The organism is Lactobacillus sp. UCMA15818, assembly GCF_030400225.1.
In the GTDB taxonomy this organism is placed as follows: Bacteria; Bacillota; Bacilli; order Lactobacillales; family Lactobacillaceae; genus Liquorilactobacillus.
Genome location: NZ_VJYB01000009.1, coordinates 17,561 through 43,205, shown reverse-complemented (window position 1 = coordinate 43,205; position 25,645 = coordinate 17,561). Strand labels below are relative to the sequence as shown.

The following is a 25,645-nucleotide window of genomic DNA, read 5'->3' as shown; positions in this document are numbered from 1 at the left end:
GTCCATACAAACCAATGAAGTGGAGATCAAGATAGTTGTGCACATGCAGAGAACCGGCGATGCTGCGAGTCCGGTTGAACGCAGGCTATTAAATGGACCACTGAGGGTGCGGTTAAAGCATGAAAATGTGAGTACTCCGCAACGTAAGATATGCGTCAGTTATCAGGGGTGTGATTGCACCTCGTAAAGAGTGTGGTTTATTGAACAGTGACTAACTGTTTTTTGAGCTACGAATTAAGGTGGTACCGCGGAAAATCCGTCCTTAGCAGGTGACTGTTATGGGCGGATTTTTTTGTGGATTTTTAGAAAGGAGTGATAAGATGTTTCCTAAAATTGATGAGTTAAAAAGGATTGCAGCATCTTATAATTTTGTGCCGGTTGCTATGAAGGTACCTTTAACAAAGAATGAAGAAGAACAATTGTTATTGTCCTTGGCACACGATGAAGATACAGTTTATTTTTCGGGCGGGAATCATGCACTTGGAAATTATAGTTATTTTGTAATTGAGCCAACACGAAGGATTACGGTTTTAGATGGTGTGTTAACCGATAGTGATAATCAGGGGAACAAAATAATAGAAGAAGTAAATCCACATGATTATTTGGAGGAAATCTTAAAAAAATATAAGCAGCCCGTTGTTCCAGGTCTTCCACCATTTACTGGTGGATTAATAGGTTATTTCTCATATGAATATACTAAATATTATCAAAAACATATTAGTTTTCAGCATGCTAATCCAGATAATATACAAGATATCGGCTTGTTCTGCTGTAACAAGTTAGTTGCTTATGATCATGATAAAAACGAGATGAGTCTGATTGTCAGTATTTCAGTCGAAGATTTGGAAGTTAATTATGAGCAAGCAAAAGAAGAACTTGAAAAATTTAGAGCAAGTGTATTTGCACGAATAAGACAAACCTATGAGATCCCACAATTGAGACTAATGAGTGATTTTCGAATGCACTTCAATGAAGTTGAATATGCGAATAAGGTTCAAAGTGCAAAGAAGCAGATTGCAGCAGGAGATATTTTTCAATTGATTATGTCTAATCCGCAAGAAATAAACTTAACGGGAGATCTATTACCACTTTTAGAGAGGTTAATGATAGATGAACCGCATGCTTATCATTTTTATTTTAAACAGGGAAGATTTGCTGCTGTGGCGGCGTCTCCTGAAACATTGATTACCAGACAAGGCAAGGAACTTGCAAGCTATCCTTTGGCAGGAACCCGAAAGTTAACAACTGATAACGTAAAAAACCAGAAAAACTGTGCGGAATTATTAGACAGTGCAAAAGAATTAGCTGAGCATAATATGTTAGTTGACCTTGGGAGAAATGATCTTGGACAAATAAGTAAATTTGGAACAATTCAGGTTACAAAGCATGCTTTTTTAGAAAAGTTTGCAACTGTTGTTCACTTGGCATCTGTTATTAAAAGTCAGGTATTACCAGAAAAAAGTGCATTAGATATCTTAGATGCTGTTTTCCCAGCAGGAACCTTGTCGGGAGCACCTAAAGTCAGGGCAATTCAAATTATTAATGAATTAGAGCATTTTAAACGCGGCATTTATGGTGGTAGTTTTGGTTATCTGAGTTTTTCAGGTGAGATTGATCAGGCAATTGGAATCCGCTTGTTACATCGAAATGGTCAGAAAGGTATTTTACACACAGGAGCGGGGATTGTGGCGGATAGTATTGCTAAAAATGAATATCAGGAATGTCTGAATAAGGCAAGGTCAGTAAGAAATGCATTAACCCAAGCCAGTACAAGAGGTGAAATAGATGGAATTACTAATCGATAATTATGATAGCTTTACCTATAATCTATATCAACAAATTGGTCAGTTTACAACTGATATTATTGTGAAAAAAAATGATGAAATTGATTGTGCTGCAATTGAGAGATTAAAGCCGAAACACATCATTATCTCTCCGGGTCCAGGTCGCCCGAGTGATGCAGGCAATTGTGTGGGGATCGTTAATAAATTCGCTGGTAGGATTCCGATACTTGGTGTTTGTATGGGACTAGAGGTCATTGCAGTAGCTTTTAATACCGCTGTTGTTCTTGCTCCTAAATTGATGCATGGAAAAGTTGACACCATCAAAGTAAAATATGTTGACGAAATTTTAAATGGGGTTCCTCAAAAGTTTCAAGCAGCAAGATATCATTCGTTAATCGCAGATTATCAACAATTACCCGCGAATTTTAAGATTACAAGTGTTTCAAGTGATAATGAATTAATGTCTTTCTCAGATAGTCGAAAACACATATATGCGATTCAATACCATCCAGAATCAATTATGACGGATAGCGTAGTTGGAAATACAATTATTCAGAACTTTTTAAAAGTTTAATTAGCAAAAATAAAATATTTATCCATACAAACCAATGAAGTGGAGATCAAGATAGTTGTGCACATGCAGAGAACCGGCGATGCTGCGAGTCCGGTTGAACGCAGGCTATTAAATGGACCACTGAGGGTGCGGTTAAAGCATGAAAATGTGAGTACTCCGCAACGTAAGATACGCGTCAGTTATCAGGGGTGTGATTGCATCCTGTAAGAGTGTAGTTTATTTGAACAGTGACTAACTGTCTATTAAGCTACAAACTAAGGTGGTACCGCGAAAAATCCGTCCTTAGCAGGTGACTGTTACGGGCGGATTTTTTAGAGAAAGGGGTAAAAAAATGAAAGAATTTCGTTGGCAGATTCTTTTGGGATATGAACTTGAACTTACAGAAACAATTCTTAAGGAGGATGTAAACATGATAAAAGAAGCAATCAAAAAAATTATTGCTGGTAGTAATTTGAGTTACGAGGAAATGAATCAGGCGACAGATGAAATAATGGCAGGGCGAGCTACAGACATTCAGATTGCTGCACTTTTAACAGCGTTAGCGCAAAAAAAGGAAACAATTGCTGAAATTGCAGGAGCAGCCCAATCAATGAGAGAGCACGCACTTCATTTTGATTCAAGTCAACAAGAAACACTTGAAATTGTAGGAACTGGCGGGGATAATGCACACACATTTAATATTTCTACAACAACGGCATTTGTTGTTTCGGCAACCGGGATACCAGTGACAAAGCATGGCAACAGAGCGGCCACATCTTTGAGTGGTGCGGCAGATGTATTAGAAGCACTGGGAGCAAAAATAAGTATTAATCCTGCAAAATCAACTGAAATCCTGGATAAAATTGGGATATGTTTTTTATTTGCACAAGAGTACCATCAAGCGATGCGTTATGTTGCAACGGTTCGTAAGGAATTAGCTTTTAGAACAATTTTTAATATATTAGGACCGCTTGCTAATCCCGCAGGAGCAAAGATGCAATTGATGGGTGTGTATGATGAACAATTACTTAAGGTTATGCCTGAAGTAATGCAGCGACTAGGGGCCAGTTCTGGGATGATTGTTCATGGAACTGATGGATTAGATGAGATTACACTAACTGGTCCGACTAAGGTAGCGGAATTCAATAAAAAAGAAATAAAAAATTATGAATTGACACCAGAACAATTTGGTTTTCATAGTTGTACAAAACAAGAATTAATTGGAGGAACTCCGCAAGAAAATGCCAAAATTACGCGTGCAATTTTAAACGGTGCACATGGGCCAAAGAGTGAGATTGTACTTTTAAATGCTGCAGCTGCAATTCATGTTGCACATCCCGAGGTTGACTTTTTCGAAGGAGTCCGTGAAGCCAAAAAAGCAATAGATAGCAAACTAGCATTAGCTAAGTTGAATGATTTTGTTAAGATGACAAATGATAACGAGGTAATTGTATGATTTTGGATGACTTAGTTGCGACAACAGCTGAACGTCTTAGCTTGCGTAAACAAAAAATTAAATTTGAGGAAATAAAAAAACTTAGTAAGCAGATGAATAATCATGATCTTGCGCACTCTTTTAAACAAAATTTACAGGATACGGAGCTAAGTATAATTGCAGAAATAAAACAAGCATCCCCGTCAAAGGGCACAATCGTTAATGAGTTTCCTTATTTACAGATTGCTAAAGAATACCAAGCTGCAGGAGTCAGTGCGATATCTGTATTGACGGAAGAAAAATATTTTCACGGAAAGCTAGAATATCTAAAAGAAATAGCCAAAGAAAGTAAATTACCAATTCTACGGAAAGATTTTGTGATTGATCCATATATGATTTATGAAGCTCGACTTGTGGGCGCAGCAATCATTTTATTGATTGTGGCAATTCTCAGTGATGAACAGTTAAATGACTATTTGGAATTGACACATGATTTGGGAATGGTCGCAATTGTAGAAGTCCATAATTACTCTGAACTGACACGCGCATTAGCTGCGAATGCTGAAATCATTGGAATTAACAATCGGGATTTGACTAATTTTAAGGTGGACTTAGGCACCACTTGCAGACTGAGTGTTTTGGTCCCAGCGAAACAACTAGTGATTTCGGAAAGTGGGATTCAAAATCAGCAAGATGTAACTTACTTGCAAAATAATGCACGCATTAATGGCATTTTAGTAGGAGAGTATCTAATGCGGGCGCGAAACAAAAAAGATACGATTTTAAATATGAAAGGATAGCAGATGACAGGAATAAAGATTTGCGGGATTAAAGATTTAAAAACAGTGGCAATTTTAAATCAGACTCTTCCAGACTATGTAGGCTTTGTTTTTGCTAAAAGTTCACGCGAAGTCAGCATTGAACAAGCGAAAAGAATTCGTGAGCAGCTTTTGCCTTGTATCAAAACAATTGGTGTTTTTACAGTCTTTGACGAGCAGACCGTTGAAAAACTGGTCAAACAAAAGGTAATCCAAGGGGTTCAATTGCATACCGAAATTACGAACGCAGAAGTCAATAATCTTAAAAATAAAGGCATGTTGATTTTTCAAATAGTAAATAGTCTGACAAAATCATTGGAAAAAGTAGATTATTTGATGTTTGATTCAAGAATACCAGGTTCGGGGCAACTGGCTGATTGGAATCAGATTGACGCAAAAGGACATCCGTTTATGATTGCAGGGGGGTTAAATGCGAATAATGTGGGTGAGGCTATCTCGCGGTTGCATCCAGAAATCGTAGATGTTAGTTCTGGAGTAGAGATAAATGGACAAAAAGATAATAATAAAATAGCTGAATTTATAAGGAGTGTTAGAGATGCAGACAAAGAAAACGAGTAAAATAAATGGGCGCTTTGGTGAATACGGAGGGCAATATATCCCGGAAACCTTGATGAGTGAAGTCGCTAAGTTGGCAAAAGCATATGAATATTACCGAAACAACTCTGATTTTCAGGCAGAAATGATGGATTTGTTGAAAAACTATGCTAATCGACCATCATTATTGTATTATGCAGAAAAAATGACTAATGATCTTGGTGGTGCACAGATTTATTTTAAGCGTGAAGATCTAAATCATACTGGTTCACACAAAATAAATAATGTGATTGGACAGATACTTTTAGCAAAAAAAATGGGTAAAACTAGAGTAATTGCCGAAACTGGTGCGGGACAGCATGGAGTAGCTACAGCAACTATTGCTGCACTTATGGGGATGGAATGTGAAATCTTTATGGGTCAAGTGGATACAAAGAGACAGGCATTGAATGTCTATCGCATGAAGCTCTTAGGGGCGAAGGTCAATTCAATTACAACTGGGACGGGAACCTTGAAAGATGCGGTTAATGCGGCAATGCAAGAATGGAGCAAAAGGACCAATGATACTCATTATGTGATTGGTTCTGTAATGGGTCCATATCCATTCCCAACAATGGTTAGTGATTTTCAGTCCATTATTAGTAAAGAAATCAAACAACAATTGCAAGATAAAACAGGTAAATTACCTGACGCAGTAGTTGCATGTGTTGGTGGTGGAAGTAATGCAATGGGAGCGTTCTATCATTTTATTTCTGAGCCTACTGTAAGGTTAATCGGTTGTGAGGCAGCAGGCAAAGGTGTTAATACACAACAGCATGCAGCAACAATTGAGCGTGGGAGCGTGGGAATCTTTCATGGTATGAAATCAAAGTTTCTGCAAAATGAAGATGGTCAAATTGATGAAGTATATTCAATCTCAGCAGGGCTTGATTATCCTGGAATTGGGCCGCAACATGCAGCCTTAGCAGATACTAAACGGGCTGAATATGTTGGAATCACTGATGACGAAGCAGTTGCAGCTTTTGAATATATAGCACGTCAAGAGGGTATCATTGCAGCGATTGAAAGTTGTCATGCAGTTGCCTATGTGATGAAGCTTGCACCGCAGATGAAAAAAGATCAGATTATTGTCTGCAATCTTTCAGGACGAGGAGACAAAGATGTCGCGGCAATTGCGAGATATAGAGGAGAGAAAATTTATGACTGAGAAGAGATTAAGAGCAGCCTTTACTAACCAGCATAAGGCATTTATTGGATTTGTTACAGCAGGTGATCCGACTTTTGAAAAGTCTGTTGCAGCAATTTTAGCATTGGCTGCAGGTGGAGCAGATGTTATTGAAGTTGGCGTACCATTCAGTGATCCAGTTGCAGACGGTCCAGTTATTCAAGATGCTGATTTGCGAGCTTTCGCAACAGGAATCACAACGACTAAGGTTTTCGAATTGGTTGGTGAGGTCCGAAAGAAAAGCGATGTATCTCTAGTTTTGTTAGTTTACTTGAATAATATCTTCAAGTACGGTTATGACCGTTTCTTTTCTAAATGCAAACAAGTAGGAATAGATGGGGTAATCATACCAGATTTGCCAATGGAAGAACGTTCAGAAGTATTACCTTTTACGCTTAAATACCAATGTGCATTAATTCCGTTGGTAGCTCCGACTTCGGGAGATCGAATTCCACAAATTGTGCAAGAAACTACAGGCTTCGTATACGTAGTTTCTTCAATGGGAGTTACTGGGGTTAGGAGCCAGCTTGATTCTAATTTGGAAGATATGATTACTGCAATTCGAAAGTCAACTGATGCCCCAATTGCAGTAGGCTTTGGAATCCATACACCCGAGCAGGCAGCCAAAATCGCAGCTATTGCAGATGGTGTAATAGTTGGGTCAGCAATCGTTAAAATAATTGCAGAAAATACAGCAGTGACGATTGAAAAAATTACGGGATACACTAGGCAAATGGGTGCAGCTATCCATAAAGGAGATAGAGAAAAGAATTTATAAAAATCCGTTGACAACGCTTACAATCGCTGGTATTATAATCACATAAAGCAGAGCGTGTTACTGATTCGATCAGGCATTAACCCACTTTTAGACTAGTTATTATAAAATAACTGTCTAGAGCGGGTTTTTTTAATACTTAGTTTCTGGAGGAAGTGATTATGAAATTTATTAAGAATTTTAATAATAATGCTGCTCTAGTTGAAGATGATCAGGGAACTGAATGGATTGTAATTGGTAATGGTGTAGGTTTTGGCAAGAAACAAGGAATGCTAATTGATGAAGGGAGGGTTGAACGCCGCTTTGTGACTGCTGAAAAGAATAGTTTGGATATTGAAAGTTTTAAAGAAATTGAGGCGCAATCATTAGAATTAACCACAAAAGTTATTGAATTGGTTGAACCATTGTTGGGAATTAAGTTTAACGATTATCAGTATTTTGTTCTTGCAGATCATATTGATTTTTCTCTAAAAAGAGCTTATGAAGGAATCGAAATTAGCGATGGAACAGTTATTTGGGAAATCAGTAAGTTATTCAACGAGGAATATCAAGCAGCAAAGAAAGCAATTACCTTGATAAACCAACAAGTACATGTTCAATTACAAAAAAATGAAGTCGTATTTATGACGTATCATTTTGTGAATGCAAGTATGGATGGTTCAAGACTGCAAGATACAATTAAAATTACAAAGTTGATTTCTGGAATTATTGATATTATACAGTACCAATTTCATCTGACATTAGATACAGAATCTTTTAATTATAGTCGATTTGTTACACATCTACGTGCATTGATGGTTCAAAGAGTCAGTAAAACAAGTCTGGCAGCAAGTGAATTAGATCCCGCACTGCTGAAGTTAATGCAATTGAAATATCCACTTGCATATGAAACAACTGAACGAATTGATAATTATCTGCAAAAGGAAACAAAATGGAAACTGCAACCAGATGACAAAGTTTATTTAACTTTACATATTTGGCGCGTGGCCCATCGGTTAAAAAAAGAATAAAAGTATTTTGGTGTGTTACTGGTCAAGCAGGCATTAACCCAGAGACTTTGCAAGTTACTTTATCCTAATTGGGAGAAGTATTGTAGAGTTAGCTGGGTTTTTATTTTAAATTCAGGAGATGATAAAAATGAAATATGAAGATCTCAGTAATAAAATTATTCAAGGAGTTGGCGGTAAAGAAAATGTTAATAGTGTGGTTCATTGTACTACACGATTAAGATTTAAATTAAAAGATGAAGGAAAAACGAAAACAGAACTGTTAAAAGCAACAGATGGTGTCATTACGGTTGTCCAATCTGGTGGCCAATATCAGGTTGTGATTGGTAATCATGTGGCAGATGTTTATGATGATTTAATTAAAGTTGGAGGATTTCAAGATGGTGGTTCTGTACCAGATGATTATGGCGAAAAGTCCAATATGAGCTTGTTGGATCGCTTTATTGATTTAGTTTCAGGTATATTTACTCCTATTCTAGGGCCATTGTGTGCAGCAGGAATGATCAAGGGCTTTACAGCGATGTTTGTCGCATTCGGCTGGATTACTTCAACTTCGGGTAGTTATTTGATATTACATGCGATTGGAGATGCTTTCTTCTATTTCTTCCCAGTTATTCTTGGTTACACTTCGGCTAATAAGTTTAAAGTTGATAAGTTCGTGGGGATGGCAATTGGTGCAGTGCTATGTTACCCAGATATAGTTGCAATAAATAGCAGTAAAACAATTCTATATACTTTATTTAAAGGAACTTTTTTTGCTTCTGATATCCATACAACTTTCTTTGGAATTCCAGTAATTATGATGGATTATACTTCTTCAGTTATTCCAATTATTTTAGCAATATGGTTTGCTTCACATATTGAAAAATGGGCTAAAAAAATTATTCCAGATGTTGTTAAAACATTCTTGGTACCTTTTGTTACCTTGATTATTACTTTACCTGTGACATTTATCGTAATTGGACCGATTGCAACTTGGTTAAGTACAGCAGTCTCAGACATTACAGTTGCGATTTATAACTTTAGTCCTATCTTTGCAGGAGTATTAATGGGGGCACTATGGCAAGTATTTGTTATGTTTGGTCTTCATTGGGGATTTGTTGCAGTTATGTTGACTAATCTTGCTTCTAAAGGGTTTGATCCAATCGTGGTTCTTTCTTTTGCAGCATCATTTGCACAAACAGGTGTTGTACTTGCAATGACTCTTCAGACAAAAAATAAAAAAACACGTAGTATTGGAATTCCAGCGGTTATTTCAGGAATTTTTGGGGTGACAGAGCCTGCAATCTATGGACTCTCACTTCCAAGAAAACGACCATTTATTTTAAGTTGTATTGCTGCCGCTGTAGGTGGTGGACTACTTGGATTCTTTGGTACGAAGACCTACATCTATGGTGGATTAGGAATCTTTGCTTTTCCAAGTTATATTAATTCCAAGACAGGAATTGACATGGCCTTTTATGGTTCGATTATCGCAGCAATTGTCGCTGTAATACTTGGATTCGTCCTGCAAATTATCTTTGGTAAGAATTATGTTGATATTGAACCTGAGACTGTGGCTACGACAGCAGCAACGGTCTCTCAAACTGATTCAATGGCAACTGAAAGCGACACTGAAATAATCTTCAATAAAGCGACAACTTTAGCAAGCCCACTTTCTGGTAAGTTAATCCAATTAGCCGAGATAGATGATAAGGTTTTTGCTTCTGGAGCAATGGGAAAGGGGATTGCAATCGAGCCGACAGAAGGAATGATTTATGCTCCTGCCGCTGGTGAGGTTGTCTTAGCCTTTCCTACTGGACATGCAGTAGGGTTGAAGACGGTAGACGGTGCAGAATTATTAATGCATATCGGAATGGATACTGTTAATCTTGAAGGCGAAGGCTTTAAGATGCTTGTGAAACAAGGAGAACAGGTGGATTTAGGAACACCACTTGTTAAATTTGATATTGAGTCAATTAAAGCGGCAGGGTACAGTGTTATCACGCCATTGGTTGTTACAAATTCAAAAAATTATCATGAGGTAAGGATAATATCTAATAAGAGTGAAATTACCAAGAGTGAAGCTCTGCTGGAGCTACTATGATTTAATGAAGGAAGGTAAAAGAATGAAATTTCCAGATGATTTTCTATGGGGTGGAGCAACGGCAGCCAATCAATATGAAGGGGCACACTTGACTGATGGTAAGGGATTATCATTAGTTGATATCTTACCCGCAAAAGCCGAAAAAAGAAATGATGCATTATTCAATCCTAAGCAGGCATTAACTACAAAGTATCGATATTATCCAAGTCATGAATCAGTTGACTTTTATCACCATTTTCGTGAGGATATCAAATTGTTCGCTGAAATGGGTTTTAAGGTATATCGAATGTCAATCAGCTGGCCAAGAATTTTCCCTAATGGTGATGATGAAAAACCTAATGAAGAAGGATTGAAATTCTATGATGAGATTTTTGCAGAATGTCGGAAATACAAAATTGAGCCTTTGGTAACTATTAATCATTTTGATACACCGCTGGCCTTATTTGAGAAATACAATGGTTGGGCTGATCGGAGGTTAGTCAATTTATATTTGAAATATTGCGAGATCCTTTTTAAACACTATAAGGGTCAAGTAAAGTACTGGTTGACCTTTAATGAAATCAATATGATACTGCATATCCCGTTTTTAGGTGGCGGTCTTGATGTAAACGATGCTGAAAACCCAGAACAACTGAAATATCAGGCCGCTCATCATCAGCTAGTTGCTTCTGCACTTGCAACAAAATTAGCACATGAAGTAGATAAAGAAAATCAAGTCGGCTGTATGTTAGCTGCAGGACAAACATATCCATATACATGTAATCCAAAAGATATATGGGCAGCGTTAGAAGCTGACCGTGAAGGATATTTCTTTACTGATGTCCAGTCTCGAGGATATTATCCAAGCTATGTGGATAAAATATTCAAAGAGAAAAAAGTTGAATTGAAATGGTTAGAAAATGACAAGCAAATTTTACGTGAAAATACTGTGGATTTTATCTCTTTTAGCTACTACTCTTCAAGGTTAACAAGTGCGGATCCTAATGTGATGGGGAAAACGGCAGGCAATATTTTTGCATCGCTCAAAAATCCATATCTAAAGACGAGTTCGTGGGGGTGGCAGACTGATGGACTGGGATTACGGATAACGATGAATCAAATTTATGATCGTTATCAAAAGCCGCTTTTTATAGTTGAAAATGGTTTAGGGGAAAAAGATGTAGTCACTTCTAGGAATGAAATTCATGATCAATACCGAATTGATTATCTAAGAGAGAATTTGCGTGCACTAGGTGCTGCAATTGATGATGGTGTCGAGTGTCTTGGATACACTAGTTGGGGGTGTATTGATTTAGTTTCGGCTGGAAGCGGTGAGATGTCTAAACGCTATGGCTATGTATATGTTGACAGAAGCGATAAGGGCGAAGGCTCATTGCAAAGATTGAAAAAGGATTCATTTTATTGGTATCAAAAAGTTATAAATACAAATGGTAAGTATTTATTAGAGGAGGATGTTTAAATGTATAGTAAGAATGTTCCTAGTGGGTTTCCAACAAATTTTTTGTGGGGTGGAGCGACGGCTGCTAATCAGGTAGAAGGTGCTTGGAATATTGATAGTAAGGGAATTTCAACAGCCGAAGTAGTTAAGCGAGCAACTAGTCGTAAAAATTTTACGCTGAATGAGGTAACTAAACAATCATTAAAAGAAGCTATCGCGGATTCAAGTACGTCAACCTATCCTAAGCGACGCGGAATTGATTTCTATCATCATTATGAAGAAGATATCAAACTTTTTGCAGAAATGGGTTTTAAAGCCTATCGTTTGTCAATTGCTTGGAGTAGAATTTTCCCCAATGGTGATGAAAATGAGCCAAATGAAAAAGGACTTTTATTCTATGATCATGTTTTTGAAGCTTGTAAAAAATATGGAATAGAACCGGTTGTGACGATCTCACATTATGAAATGCCGCTTGGATTAACTTTAAAAAATAATGGTTGGGCAGCACGAAAAACGATTACTGAATTCACAAAATTCACAAAGGTACTGTTTGAGCGTTATAAAGGACAAGTAAAATATTGGCTGACGTTCAATGAAATTAATGCAGCCGTTTGGGGATTTAATGGAACTGGGGCTCTTGATGAAGAACTACCCATTGAACAAAAGATGCAGTTACGCTATCAGTCTTTGCATCACCAATTTATCGCGAGTGCATTGGCTGTGTTACAGTGTCATGAAATTGACCCTGAAGCAAAAATTGGATCAATGCTCGCAAGGATGCAAACATATCCTAAGACACCCGCACCTAATGATGTCCGAGCTGCTCAATTGCAAGACCAATTGAACCTCTTCTTCACTGACGTCCAAGTACGAGGCGAATATCCTAGGTTTATGAATCGCTATTTCTATGAAAATGGAATTGAATTGGATTTTGCAGCAGATGATGAAGAAACATTGAAACAAGGAAAGGTCGACTTTTTGAGCTTTAGTTATTACATGTCAACTGTCACATCGGATGCTGATGATATTACTAAGTCAACAGGAAACTTTGCGCTTGGAGAAACTAATCCATATTTAGCTTCTAGTGAGTGGGGGTGGCAAATTGATCCAGTCGGGCTCAGAGTTTCTTTGAATGAACTATGGGATCGCTATCAAGTTCCATTATTTATTGTAGAAAATGGTCTTGGAGCGATTGATGAATTGACGTCAGATAAAAAAATTCATGATGATTACCGGATAGATTATTTGCGTAAGCATCTTGTTGAGATGAAAGAAGCAATAAAAGACGGGGTTGAGTTGCTGGGGTATACATCTTGGGGGCCAATCGATTTAATTAGTGCCTCTACATCTGAAATGTCGAAACGCTACGGCTTCATCTATGTTGACCAAGATGATGACGGCAATGGTAGTTTAGAGAGAATTCGTAAAGACTCATTTTATTGGTTCAAGGAAGTCATTGCAACGAATGGTGAAAAACTATAATTAATTATAAATTATAAGATTAAAATAAAGGAATTACGCCAAAAATGAAGTGCCGCATAATAATTAGATTTTTGTCTAACTACTATGTGCACTTCAAAAGTATAATTTGGCGCAGTTCCTTTATTTATTACGAATAAACAGATTTCATAAGACAAGATTTGAATTCTAGATTTAGGATTTATACAGTGAAAGAAGCTAGGATGATAGTATGGCACTGCGACTCCATTTCAATGAATTTTTTATTCTTTAGAAGCAGAAATCTTTTTAAATACAGAGAGCTTGCTATTTTTAAGTGGGTGCCAATTGGGACGTCCTACTAGAAATCCTAAGGGGGGAACTTTATAACAAATCCATGCAAGTTCAAATGAGATAAAAACAACAAGAAGCCATCCAACAGGGATGAGTATCAATAGTAACCAGTTTGGCAGTGAAAGGGTACTTAAAATATAATTTACGATCAAGAGACCGATTGTTTGATTCAAGTACATACCAAAGCTGACTTTAACAGCTCGATCCATTAGTGATTGTAACCAATTTGGCAAACCACGAGCTTGGCGTTGTGCATATTTTTTTCCAATCCAAAAGATTAGGCTAAGCATCACAATATCATAGCATACGATATAAGGTTGATGAAGAGATAGGGCGTGATCGCTATCTAGCTGCAAGTATTGCTGGTTCCAGATACGGTAATAAGCAATCATACCAAAGGCCATTGTGATAGCGAGAATTATTAACTGCTTAATATGCCGCTCAAGAAATGCATAAACTTTTTCGTGATATAGCCAAGTATAAACACCAAAAAATATATAGAATTGATATGCAAAGATATTGATGCTGACCGCTTTAATCCAATAAGGCCAAGAGCTGGTATCGGTTTGACTCATAACGTATTTAATCCAAAAGTCTGTCAACAGTTGGATAGTGAAACTGGTTGATAGAATCAGTGAATGGTGTCTTGCAAAGTGTTGAAAAAGATAAACAATTACAGGAAATAGTAGATATAGTTGCATTACAAGCAGCATATAATAAAGATAAAAACTACTTCCGTGCATCACAATTGTGAAGTATTTGCTGCCAAATGAATCAAGTGAATAATTCGGATTACCAATCATTATCATTAAAGTCATTAAGAGTGCATTCCATGCTAGGTAAGGCCAGAGGCTGCCACCAAATCTTTTTTTGAGGAATTTTGACCAATCATGTTTTTTAAAGTATGTCAAAGTTAAAACAATGCCGCTGATAAAAATAAATCCCATTCTAGTATAGTGGAACATGACACGCGCACTGCGTACAGTATAGTAAGTATTACCGTCTGTCATTGCTGAAGTGAATTTATTAACTGTATGATTAAATAATACACCAAGGGTAAAAAAGATACGCATAAAATCAATTTCATACAAATGGCGACGTTTTTGTGTAGCAGTAGTATTAGTCAAAAGGAACCCCTTTTCTAAATAAATATATTTGAAGCATAAGCTATATATTATTTTAGAAGAAAGATAAGATTTTTTTTGAAATGATATTTGCTTGTTTTTCAAATAAAACATGAATTTTTAAAGAAAAAAGGAATGCGCTATAGTTTAGAAATTAAAATTAGATGAAGAATTTTGACTTATGAGATATATTTATTTTTAATAAAAAGAGGGTTGAATCAAAATTTAACTTCTGATTCAACCCCAGTGATTAATTGATTACGCATAAATTTACTATAACTTTTCCGTCTAATCCGGTTTATGCACGTTAATCTTGTTTTTATACGTTGATAACTTTATCTAAGAATGCTTTTGTTCGTTCGTTTTTTGGATGATCGAATACAGCCTCTGGTTTTCCTTCTTCTACAACGACACCATCTGCCATAAAGACCACACGATCAGCCATCTCTTTTGCAAAGCCCATTTCATGGGTGACAACGACCATGGTCATTCCTTCTTTTGCGAGCTTCTTCATTACTTCTAGGACATCACCGACCATTTCAGGATCAAGTGCGGATGTTGGTTCATCGAATAACATAATGTCGGGGTTCATTGCAAGTGCACGTGCAATTGCAACACGCTGCTTCTGTCCCCCAGAAAGAGATTGTGGTTTAGCAGAATACTTGTCTTCCAGTCCGACAGTTGTAAGCAATTTTTTTGCTTGTGCAGCAGCATCTTCTTTTGAAAGCTTACCTAATTCAACGGGAGCTAATTCGACATTTTGACCAACTGTTAAATTGTTGAAGAGATTAAAATGCTGGAAAACCATTCCAATATTTTCACGAGCTTGATCAATATTGGTTTTAGTATTACTGATATCTTTTCCATCAATTGATACTTTCCCAGAAGTAGGGTTCTCAAGTCGGTTCAAACAGCGTAAAAGTGTACTCTTACCAGAACCAGATGGCCCTATCAACACGACAACCTCATTATTGGCAACTTTGAAATCAATTCCTTTAAGAACATGGTTATCACCAAAACTTTTATTCAAATCTGTTACATCTACTTTTAAATTAGCCATTAGTCATTAATCCTCCGTTCAACCCACTTAGATAGTAATGTCAACAATGTAATAATTAAGAGATAGATTACCGCAATGATGGCCCAGACTTTAAATCCTTCAAGGTTACGAGCAATAATAATCTTACCGGTTTGAGTTAATTCTAGAATTCCGATAATCGATAGAATCGAGGTATCCTTCAAAGTAATAATAAATTGATTGATAAATGAAGGAATCATTATCTTGATACCTTGCGGTAGGATAACCTTGCCCATTGCTTTACCAAAAGGTAGCCCTAGACTTCTCGCAGCTTCCATCTGTCCAATATCGACAGCTTCAATCCCACCTTTAACAAATGCGGCAGTGTAAGCACCTTCGTTTAAAGTCAAAGTAATAATACCAGCTACGAAAGCTGGAATCTTGGTACCAGTTAGACTAGGAACACCATTATAAATGAATAAGGCGAGTACTAGCAAAGGCAAACCTCTAAAAATGTAAACAATTGTCGTAGAGATGCCGCGTGCAAATTTGTTGGGTAAAACACCAAGTAATCCAACAAGAATTCCAAAAATCGTTGCACAAATGATGGAGACAATTGTCAACTTAAGGGTTTCTAAGATTCCGCTTAGGATAGCTTTTTGATTTTGGCGCAAAAGGCCGAAGAAAGTACTACCCTCAGAGTTTGATTTACTTGTCTTGGTTGTGGCTGCTTTACCAGTATATTTCTTGATAATTTGATCGTATTTGCCATTTTTCTTTAGTTTAGCCAATCCAGCATTGAACATCTTTAGTAATTTTTGATTTTGTCCTTTTTTAACAGCAAATCCGTATTGTCCAACATCGGTAGGTTTCGTAACGATTTTTAGACCTAAACCAGTTTTAACGCCATAATTAAGTACAGCACTATCATCGAAACATGCGGCAGAATTACCTGTTTTAACATCGTTATAGACATTATCAGAATCATCAAAAGTGACGATTTTGAATCCATACTTGTCTTTAATTGAGTTTGCATATGTAGCACCTTGTGTACCGGTTTTGACAGCAACGGTTTTCCCTTTTAATCCTTTAAGGCTTGTAATCTTGCTACTAGGAGCAACTGCCATTACAATTCCAGATTCATAGTAAGGGGTAGAAAAGTTGAGCGTTTGCTTACGTTCATCAGTAATCGTCATTCCAGCGATAACGCCATCAATCTGCCCAGAACTGAGGGACTGAACAGCTGCATTAAATCCAAGTGGTTTTATGTTGACTTTAAAACCTTCTTCTTTGGCGATGGAGCGGATTAATTCCATATCGATTCCTACATATTTGTTATTGGAATTTGCATAAACAAATGGGGGAAAGGTAACATCTGTACCAATTGTGTAAGTCGTGGCAGCGTGTACCTGTGGAGCGTGCCAGGCAAACATCCCTAAAGTTGCAAAAAATAATGCAAAAAAAAGTTTTAATCTAATTTTCATTTAATCTCCCTCTATCCTTTAATATCATATGCCAATTATATCACATACATGTAATTAAAAATAATTGTAGCATATTAATCGTAAATAATAAGGGCCATTAATAATTTATTCGAAACTATATTGTATCCAATTAATTTCACAATAAATCAAATATAACAGAGGTAGTAAGGATATTTGGATGATACAAGACAATAAAACATAAGCGCTTTACTATATTTTTAAGATCAAATGTTCAGTATTAAAAATTTTTTAGTACACAAAAATTCGTAATAAAAAATTTTATAAAAATAATAAAGCACTTGACTTTTGGTTAGAATAAAGTGATAATAATTAGCAATTAATAACGGAAAGGATGACTGTATTATGATTTTAAACATTCAAACATGGCAACTTTGGCGTAGCTAGGGCAGGTCGGGTGTTTTTTATGGACATAGACTTGCTTAATTACTTTTGTAGTTTTGAGAGAGTCTATGCCGGATACAGTTTATTCAAGGACTGATCATGCATACCTATGTGTGGTCAGTTTTTTTATTGGACGAGACTCTCTTTTTATAAAAAATAAAAAGGAGTTTTTTATTATGACAGAAAAAAAAGGATTACAAACAAAAAAGGGATATTACGGAATTTTTGGTGGACAATATGTTCCTGCCGATGTTGCAGGTGCATTGCAACAACTAGAAGACGCATATTTAAAGTATAAAGATGATAAGAAATTCAGAGCAGAATTAGCATATTATTTAAAAGATTATTCTGGGCGCGAAACACCACTTTATTTTGCTGAATCATTAACTAAGAAATTGGGTGGTGCAAAAGTATATTTAAAAAGAGAGGATTTAAATCATTTAGGAGCCCATAAATTAAACAATGTTCTTGGACAGATTCTTCTTGCTAAAAGAATGGGTAAAACAAAGGTCATTGCAGAAACTGGTGCTGGTCAGCATGGGGTAGCTACTGCAGCAGCGGCAGCAAAATTTGGGATGGATTGTGAAATATTTATGGGAGCAGAAGATGTTCGCAGGCAGAAACTAAATGTTTTTAGAATTAACTTATTGGGTGCTAAGGTCCATTCTGTTAATGAGGGCAATGGGACTTTGAAGAATGCTGTTGATGCTGCTTTTAGTCATTTTGCACAACATTTAGATGACACTTTCTACGTATTAGGTTCGGCTGTTGGACCATATCCTTATCCAACAATTGTTAAAGATTTTCAAAGTGTCATTAGTAAAGAAGCTCGTAAGCAGATTCTGGAAAAAGAAAAGCGATTGCCAGATGCAATAGTTGCTTGTGTTGGTGGGGGGTCGAATGCAATTGGAGCTTTCGCAGAATTCATTAATGATCCTGAAGTTAAATTATTTGGCGCCGAAGCAGCAGGCAAAGGTGTTGCTACACCAGATAATGCAGCTACGATGACAAACGGAACTGTTGGAATTTCGGATGGGATGAAAACATATGTCCTGCAAGACGAGCAAGGAAATGTGTTACCGGCATACTCAATTTCTGCTGGACTTGATTATCCTGGAGTCGGACCCGAACACGCTTATCTTAAGGATACGAAAAGAGCACAGTATGATGCAATTACAGATCAAGAAGCAATTGATGCATTTGTTCTGTTATCTAAGACTGAAGGAATAATTCCAGCATTGGAAAGTTCACACGCAGTTGCAGAAGCGGTAAAAATTGTGCCTAAGATGAATAAAGATCAAATTGTAATAATTAATATCTCTGGACGGGGAGACAAAGATGTCGAACAAGTTGCCAATTTTTTGGGAATCGAAGTGTGAGCAATGTAAGAAGCAAACATTGTGAAGCAACTATTTATTATTAATTTTAAATTTTATAAATTGAGAATTTTTTTATTATTATTAAGTTTTATTGCAAATTTCCATTGACAACGTATGAAAATCGCGTTAGATTATTATTAAATTAAACGAAAGGAGTCCTAACCATGAATAATAGTATGTGTAATAGTTTCACAATTGAATTTGCCCTACTACTATGACCCAGGACTCTGACATTATTAGTCGAGTCCTATTTACCGTTATAGGAATGGGGCTCGGGAGGAAGGCGTCTCATTCTATATTGAATGAGGCGTCTTTTTGTCTGGGAGTGTGACATAAGTTGGAAAAGTTTTAGTACTAACTCGAAATTACGAATATAGCGAGTGTTTTGCTATGAGTAATTCGAAGTTAGACGGAGAATTTTGACTTATGGAACACGTTTATACGGAATAAATAGAGAAGTTAGGTCATTCTGGCCCAACCCTCTTGTCTGAGTAGAATCAATTGAAAATAAGCGGAGGGAACAAATTTAATGAAAATAAAAAGAATTGCAGTTTTGCAAGGCGATTATATTGGACCAGAGATAATGGCTGCAGGACTTGAGGTATTAAAAGCAGCTAAACAAGGAACAGGGTTTGAATATCAAATACATAAGTATCGTTTTGGCGGCGAAGCAATTGATAGCTGTGGCGAGCCATTACCACAAAGTACTATTGAAGGCTGCAAAAGTTCTGATGCAATCTTGCTCAGTGCAATTGGCGGTCCTAAGTGGGATAAGGCAAGTGTTAGGCCAGAAACGGGCTTATTAACAATTAGAAACAAACTTGGATTATTCGCAAATATCCGTCCAACTAAGATTAATCCAGTCTTAGCTAGAAAGTCTCCAGTCAAAGCCGAAGTAATTCAAAATACTGACTTTGTAATTGTGCGAGAACTGACAAGTGGAATATATTTTGGAACTCCTAGGAGGCAAGATGAGCATGCAGCAGTTGATACTTCAAGTTATACGGTGGAAGAGATTGAAAGAATCATGCATATAGGTTTTGAAATGAGTATGCACCGCAAGAAACATGTGACGGTTGTCGATAAAGCCAATGTGTTAGCTACTTCAAAATTATGGCGGCAAGTGGCACAGAAAATGAGCAATGATTATCCAGAAGTTGTTGTTGATTACTGTTACGTTGATGCTGCGGCAATGAAAATTATTACGCGTCCAAGTTTCTTTGATGTAGTTATTACGGCAAACCTATTCGGAGATATTTTAAGCGACGAGGCATCAGTCTTAACAGGATCACTTGGAACAATTCCTTCTATGAGTACAGGTATTAATGGACCGAGTCTATATGAGCCAATCCACGGTTCAGCGCCTGACATTGCTGGGAAAGGAATTGCGGATCCAATCTCAATGATTCAAAGTATTGAGATGATGCTTCGAGAGTCATTTGGAGAATACGAGATAGCTGATAGAATTGCAAACGCAGTTGAACAAACTATTGAAATGGGGAGTGTAACACCAGATCTTGGCGGTGAAGCGACAACCAAGGAAGTTACAGCACGAATAATTGAGAATTTGAGAGGATGAAATAGAATGGGAAAAACATTATTTGACAAGCTTTGGGAGAAACATGTAGTTAGTGGAAAAAAAGGAGAACCGCAATTAATTTATGTGGACTTGCACCTAGTACACGAAGTTACATCACCGCAAGCTTTTGAAGGGTTGAGAACGAATAAGCGAACTGTGAGACGACCTGATCGAACCTTTGCAACAATGGATCATAATGTACCAACGAAAGACATTTTCAATATTAAGGATCAGATTTCACGCAAACAGATCGAAACACTGCGAACAAATTGCAAAGAATTCGGACTTCGTTTGGCAGATATGGGGAATGAAGAGCAAGGAATTGTCCATGTAATAGGGCCACAACTTGGCTTAACGCAGCCTGGGCAAATTGTAGTTTGCGGGGATTCACATACTGCAACCCATGGAGCATTTGGTTCGATTGCATTTGGAATTGGAACATCTGAAGTTGAACATGTGCTGGCTACGCAGACAATTTGGCAACTTAAGCCTAAAACAATGGGAATTCATTTGTACGGGAAACTGCAAGAAGGAGTCGCTGCAAAGGATATTATTATGGCATTAATTGCACAAAATGGCGTTGATTTTGGAACTGGACATGCAGTCGAATTCTTTGGCGAAACAGTACAGCAGTTGTCGATGGAAAATCGAATGACTATTTGTAATATGGCAATCGAAGGCGGAGCAAAGATGGGAATGATGCGCCCAGATCAAACAACCTTTGAATATCTGAAAGGTCGGAAGTATGCACCTAAAGATCTAGATACAGCTATTGAATACTGGCGACAGTTCTATACGGATGATATTACTGACTATGATACTGTAATTGAATTTGATGTTAGTACATTAGCACCTTATGTTTCTTGGGGGACTAATCCTTCAATGGCAGTTCCAGTAAATGCAAATTTACCAAAGATTACAGATATGAATGTGCAGCGGGCATACGATTACATGGATTTAAAGCCAGCAATTAAGGCAACAGATATCCCAATTCAGTGGATTTTCATTGGATCATGTACGAATGGTCGCCTGGCAGATATTCAAGAGGCTGCCCACGTTATGGAGGGCCATCATATTGCAGAAAACGTAACTGCATGGATTGTTCCAGGCTCAAGAGCGGTTAAGAATGCGGCTGAAGAATTAGGATTAGATCAGATTTTTAAGAATGCAGGGTGCGAATGGCGCGAACCAGGGTGTTCAGCATGCTTGGCAATGAATCCAGATAAAATTCCAGCTGGAATTCACTGTGCATCAACAACTAATCGTAACTTTGAAGGTCGGCAAGGTAAAAATGCAAGAACACATCTTGCAAGTCCGGCAATGGTTGCAGCCGCAGCAATTCATGGACATTTTGTTGACATTCGCCAAAAGGAGGCAATCTAATATGGAAGCAATCACAATCCACAAAGGGACAACAATTCCTTTGATGAACAATAATATTGATACAGACCAAATTATTCCGAAGCAGTTCTTGAAGAACATCTTAAAAACAGGTTATGGTCAGCATCTCTTTCATGATTGGCGCTTTCTAGACGATGGAACACCTAACCCAGACTTTATATTAAATAAACCAGAACATCAGGATGCAACGATTCTAATTAGTGGTGATAACTTTGGGTGTGGTTCTTCACGCGAACATGCAGCATGGGCCCTCAAAGATTGGGGATTCAAAATTATAATTGCTGGCGGGTATAGCGACATTTTCTTTATGAATTGTACAAAGAATGGAATATTACCAATTATTTTGCCACAGAGTACAAGAGATATTTTGTCGCAGTTAGCGCCTGATGACAAGATTACAATTGATTTACCACAGCAAAAAGTAATTTGGCAAGATAAAATGTACGCATTTGAGATAGATGCAACATGGAAACAGAAATTTATTGCTGGAATAGACGATATTGAATTAACACTGAGACAAGAAGAAAAAATAAGTAATTTCGAAAAAAATATGCCAATTTTTGAATAGAGAGGAAAGTATATATGGAAGAAACAATCAGTTCAAAAAATATACAAGATAATAAAAAAGCATGGCAATTAAAGGCAAGAATGAATCAGATACAACCAACAACAACTTTTTATAAGATTTTTATTTTAGTTTCAGCTGGTATGTTTCTAGATGCGATTGATGTGTACTTAGCGAGTGGAGTAAGCAGCTATTTGTTGGAAACAAATTGGTCAACATTGAAACTTAACTCAATTTTTTTAGCAGTTGGTTTTTTCGGCTTGTTTTTAGGATCGGTATTTGCAGGAATAGTGGGAGACTTTTTTGGGAGAAAGAAAGCATATCAGCTGAACTTGATTGTCTTTGGATCTTTTACCCTGATTGGTTCATTCGCACCTAATATGTACTTCTTAATTGCTTGCCGCTTGCTTGCAAGTATTGGATTAGGAACTGAGATAGTTACCGGATATGCAATGATTAATGAATTTGCACCAGTCAAGAGTCGTGGAAAATGGTGTGCACTAACTTCATTTATCGCTAATTGTGGAGCTCCAATCACAATGTTGATGTGTACATTATTGATTCCACATTTTACTTGGAGAATAATGTTTATTATTTCTGGAATATCTGCGTTAATCTTATGGTATTTTCGTCGCAGTTTACCTGAATCACCTCGTTGGAGCATTGCACATGGTCGAATAGATGAAGCTCAAGATGTTATTAATGAGATTGAAAACGAGATGAAAGATGAAGGAGTAAGCAAAGCCCAAATTAATTCCAAGATAAATAGTACCGTGGCTGCTGCTGAAATTAATAGTCATTTTGGACGTAATCTTCTTGTTGCAATTGTTGCTGTTTCAGCAACAATTGTCTGCCAATATACGTTTACCTCTTGGGTGCCAACACTTTTGGTTAAGCAAGGAATTAACATTGTTTCTTCTTTAGGATTTACGACAGTGATGTTGCTGGGAGCCCCGACAGGTGCATTTTTGGGTGCGCAATTAGTGGATAGGGTTGGCAGAAAGCCAACGATTGTCACCGCCTTTATTTTTGCAGCAGTCTTAGGCATTATTTATTCACAGCAGACTAATTCAGTAACTGTTATGGTACTTGGATTCCTGTTGACTACTTGTTTTTATATCTTAATGGCATCGGTGGTTGGTGTTTATGTTTCGGAATTATTTACAACCAAGTATCGCTTTCGCGGGGCAGGGATTGCCAATGGTTTATCTAAGTTAATAACTGTAGGGATGCCACTTGGGGTTGCATGGTTGTTGAGTATTTCAAATACTACAATGATTTTTATTGTAATAAGTATTTTTGCGATAATCGCTGCAGTGATTGTATATTTTTTTGGACCTGAAACTAATAATCAGGAAGTCGATTAAAATATCATGGCAGAACTTTCTTTAAAGACAATCCCTCTTTATTTCTTTAACTATTTGTTTTAAAATACTTAATTGTGACTAATCGTTAGTCGACTTTAGATTAAGTGAGGATAACCTTCTTGTGTTCAGAAATAGCAACAACCTTGCATAAGCCACCAAATGGGAGTGTGCCATAAGTCGGGAAAATTTGAGTATTAACTCGAAATTACGAACACAGCGAGTACTTTGCTATGAGTAATTCGAAGTTAGACAGAGAATTTTGACTTATGAAACACGTTTATACGAAATAAATAAAGAAACTGAATCAAAATTTAACTTTTGATTCAGCCCCATTGGAGGAATAATTATGCCTAATAATTTTTTACAGTCCAAAAAAAACTATATGAGTTGGCCAGTAATCGCACTTTTAGATTTTGTAACCATTATTAGTTTTGAAAATATTTTTTACCCATACCAAAATCAGGGACTTTCTGTTGTTGTATCTTGGATCTTCCTATTATTTGCCTACGTAATCCCATATGAACTAATCGTCAGTCAATTGAGTCTGACTTTTGATAATCAAAGTGGGGGATTAGCTTCTTGGGTAAGACGGAGCGGTAATGACACACTAGGTTACTGGACTTCGTGGATGTACTGGATTCAAAGTGTTCCGTACATAGTGGATGTTTCTAATTCGGTGATTGTTTCATTTAGTTGGATGGTTCTTGGAAATAACACCTTAGGCAATAAGATGTCCACGTTTGAATTTGGCCTATTGACTTTTGCCATAATACTAATATTTATTCTATTAGAAAACGCGATTAAAAATTCTTTAGAAGCATTGTCGCTAATCGGTGGTGGTGCAATGTTTATTATGTCAATGTTGTTTGTTTTACTTGCAGGGTATGCATTGATGCACGGAGCTCGTATTGCGACACAGCCATTTAACTGGGGAGCTTTTATGCCAAATTTTAGCTTGAAATATTTCTCGACCACAGGACTACTGATTTTTGCGATGTCAGGTGCCGAACTAGCAGCTCCATATATAGTTCAAATGCGTGATCCTAAACATGAATTTCCCAAGGCAATGTGGTTGTTAGCGTTAATGACAGCATTTTTAACCATTTTTGGAACATTGTCATTAGCAGTCTTTTTCAATGCAAATGCTATTCCACATGATTTTAAGATGAATGGGCCATATTATGCTTTTTCAATGCTTGGTACAGAACTTGGATTAGGCAAGTTTTTAATGTATCTCTTTGCGATTGTGCAAGCAATCTTCATGATGGCACAATTAGCGGTTTTATTAGATGCATCAAGCCGTGTTTTTGCGGGAGATGTGGCTGATAAGTTTATGCCAAGCTGGTTAACTAAGAAAAATAAAAAGGGGTTACCAGTCAATTCATATTTGATGACTACAGGATTGAGTTTATTTTTGTTATTGTTGACGGGAACTCTACCAAATATCAATACTATCTATAATTGGCTATTGAATATCAACGGAATAGTTTCACCATATAAAACTTGTTGGGTGTTTTTTGCATTTTTAGCAATGAGATGGCGCGAAAAGGAATTCCATTCAAATTACATATTTATTCGGAACCGTAAAATTGCATTAATTGTCGGTGGCTGGTGTTTTTTATTCACATTTGTTTGTGCTACGCTAGGCTTTATTCCGCAGGATGCTGATTATGGGACTAAGTCATTCGATTATCAATTGATAATGAACTTTATCACTGTCTTCGTTTTGTTTGGAGTAGGATTCTTGTTACCTTATCTTAGAAAACGTGAACTCAATAGAAATAAGTAATTGTAATGGGTTTAAAATAATAAAATAAAGCTTTCATTTTTAATGCTAAAAATAAAAAAAGAATTGATAA

The 25,645-nt window shown here is 36.9% G+C and carries 20 protein-coding genes; 17 read left to right on the top strand and 3 right to left on the bottom strand.

What is annotated here, in order from left to right:
• The first annotated feature begins 320 nt into the window (after positions 1–320).
• From FFX44_RS09775 to FFX44_RS09725, 11 genes are all read left to right on the top strand, one after another.
• On the top strand, positions 321–1,805 hold the full coding sequence (locus FFX44_RS09775) for an anthranilate synthase component I family protein (protein WP_289980474.1): 1,485 nt from the start codon (positions 321–323) through the stop codon (positions 1,803–1,805).
• Entirely contained in the window at positions 1,786–2,358 is a 573-nt protein-coding gene (locus FFX44_RS09770) for an aminodeoxychorismate/anthranilate synthase component II (protein ID WP_289980470.1), read from the top strand. The genes FFX44_RS09775 and FFX44_RS09770 overlap by 20 nt, the downstream gene beginning before the upstream one ends.
• A gap of 409 nt (positions 2,359–2,767) precedes the next feature.
• Positions 2,768–3,793, top strand: a complete 1,026-nt coding sequence (trpD, locus tag FFX44_RS09765; RefSeq protein WP_289980509.1) for an anthranilate phosphoribosyltransferase — start codon at positions 2,768–2,770, stop codon at positions 3,791–3,793.
• Positions 3,790–4,572, top strand: coding sequence for an indole-3-glycerol phosphate synthase TrpC (gene trpC / locus FFX44_RS09760; RefSeq protein ID WP_289980469.1), 783 nt, complete (start codon positions 3,790–3,792; stop codon positions 4,570–4,572). The genes trpD and trpC overlap by 4 nt, the downstream gene beginning before the upstream one ends.
• A 3-nt stretch (positions 4,573–4,575) precedes the next feature.
• A complete protein-coding gene (locus FFX44_RS09755; protein ID WP_289980467.1) occupies positions 4,576–5,169 on the top strand; it encodes a phosphoribosylanthranilate isomerase in 594 nt (197 codons plus the stop codon).
• Positions 5,147–6,352 carry a tryptophan synthase subunit beta gene (gene trpB, locus FFX44_RS09750; RefSeq protein WP_289980466.1) on the top strand — a complete coding sequence of 402 codons (1,206 nt, stop codon included), beginning with the start codon at positions 5,147–5,149 and terminating at the stop codon, positions 6,350–6,352. Before FFX44_RS09755 ends, trpB (FFX44_RS09750) begins: the two co-directional genes overlap by 23 nt.
• On the top strand, positions 6,345–7,148 hold the full coding sequence (gene trpA / locus FFX44_RS09745; protein WP_289980464.1) for a tryptophan synthase subunit alpha: 804 nt from the start codon (positions 6,345–6,347) through the stop codon (positions 7,146–7,148). The genes trpB (FFX44_RS09750) and trpA overlap by 8 nt, the downstream gene beginning before the upstream one ends.
• 158 nt (positions 7,149–7,306) lie before the next feature.
• Positions 7,307–8,155, top strand: a complete 849-nt coding sequence (locus FFX44_RS09740; RefSeq protein ID WP_289980461.1) for a PRD domain-containing protein — start codon at positions 7,307–7,309, stop codon at positions 8,153–8,155.
• Positions 8,156–8,282: 127 nt separating this feature from the next.
• Positions 8,283–10,238, top strand: a complete 1,956-nt coding sequence (locus FFX44_RS09735; protein WP_289980459.1) for a beta-glucoside-specific PTS transporter subunit IIABC — start codon at positions 8,283–8,285, stop codon at positions 10,236–10,238.
• 22 nt (positions 10,239–10,260) lie between these two features.
• Positions 10,261–11,697 (top strand): 6-phospho-beta-glucosidase, encoded by a 1,437-nt coding sequence (locus tag FFX44_RS09730; RefSeq protein WP_289980457.1) that lies wholly within the window; start codon positions 10,261–10,263, stop codon positions 11,695–11,697.
• Positions 11,698–13,158, top strand: a complete 1,461-nt coding sequence (locus tag FFX44_RS09725) for a glycoside hydrolase family 1 protein (protein ID WP_289980455.1) — start codon at positions 11,698–11,700, stop codon at positions 13,156–13,158. It abuts the gene before it with no gap.
• Positions 13,159–13,397: 239 nt separating this feature from the next.
• Here the strand turns inward: FFX44_RS09725 and FFX44_RS09720 are convergent, their stop codons facing one another.
• The 3 genes from FFX44_RS09720 to FFX44_RS09710 all read right to left on the bottom strand — a co-directional run bounded on the left by FFX44_RS09720 (position 13,398) and on the right by FFX44_RS09710 (position 17,093).
• Complete coding sequence (locus FFX44_RS09720; RefSeq protein WP_289980454.1) at positions 13,398–14,594, bottom strand: acyltransferase; 1,197 nt, start codon at positions 14,592–14,594, stop codon at positions 13,398–13,400.
• 316 nt (positions 14,595–14,910) lie between these two features.
• On the bottom strand, positions 14,911–15,651 hold the full coding sequence (locus FFX44_RS09715; RefSeq protein ID WP_289980452.1) for an amino acid ABC transporter ATP-binding protein: 741 nt from the start codon (positions 15,649–15,651) through the stop codon (positions 14,911–14,913).
• Positions 15,651–17,093 (bottom strand): amino acid ABC transporter substrate-binding protein/permease, encoded by a 1,443-nt coding sequence (locus FFX44_RS09710; protein ID WP_289980451.1) that lies wholly within the window; start codon positions 17,091–17,093, stop codon positions 15,651–15,653. The genes FFX44_RS09715 and FFX44_RS09710 overlap by 1 nt, the downstream gene beginning before the upstream one ends.
• Positions 17,094–17,671: 578 nt before the next feature.
• Between FFX44_RS09710 and trpB (FFX44_RS09705) the strand changes: the two genes are divergently transcribed.
• From trpB (FFX44_RS09705) to FFX44_RS09680, 6 genes are all read left to right on the top strand, one after another.
• On the top strand, positions 17,672–18,874 hold the full coding sequence (trpB, locus tag FFX44_RS09705; RefSeq protein WP_289980450.1) for a tryptophan synthase subunit beta: 1,203 nt from the start codon (positions 17,672–17,674) through the stop codon (positions 18,872–18,874).
• Positions 18,875–19,403: 529 nt separating this feature from the next.
• Positions 19,404–20,453, top strand: a complete 1,050-nt coding sequence (gene leuB, locus FFX44_RS09700; RefSeq protein WP_289980448.1) for a 3-isopropylmalate dehydrogenase — start codon at positions 19,404–19,406, stop codon at positions 20,451–20,453.
• Between the two features lie 6 nt (positions 20,454–20,459).
• A complete protein-coding gene (gene leuC, locus FFX44_RS09695; protein ID WP_289980446.1) occupies positions 20,460–21,836 on the top strand; it encodes a 3-isopropylmalate dehydratase large subunit in 1,377 nt (458 codons plus the stop codon).
• 1 nt (position 21,837) lies between these two features.
• On the top strand, positions 21,838–22,422 hold the full coding sequence (gene leuD / locus FFX44_RS09690) for a 3-isopropylmalate dehydratase small subunit (protein ID WP_289980445.1): 585 nt from the start codon (positions 21,838–21,840) through the stop codon (positions 22,420–22,422).
• A 14-nt stretch (positions 22,423–22,436) separates the two neighbouring features.
• Positions 22,437–23,786 (top strand): MFS transporter, encoded by a 1,350-nt coding sequence (locus tag FFX44_RS09685; protein ID WP_289980442.1) that lies wholly within the window; start codon positions 22,437–22,439, stop codon positions 23,784–23,786.
• A gap of 346 nt (positions 23,787–24,132) precedes the next feature.
• A complete protein-coding gene (locus FFX44_RS09680; protein ID WP_289980439.1) occupies positions 24,133–25,575 on the top strand; it encodes an APC family permease in 1,443 nt (480 codons plus the stop codon).
• Positions 25,576–25,645: the final 70 nt, after the last annotated feature.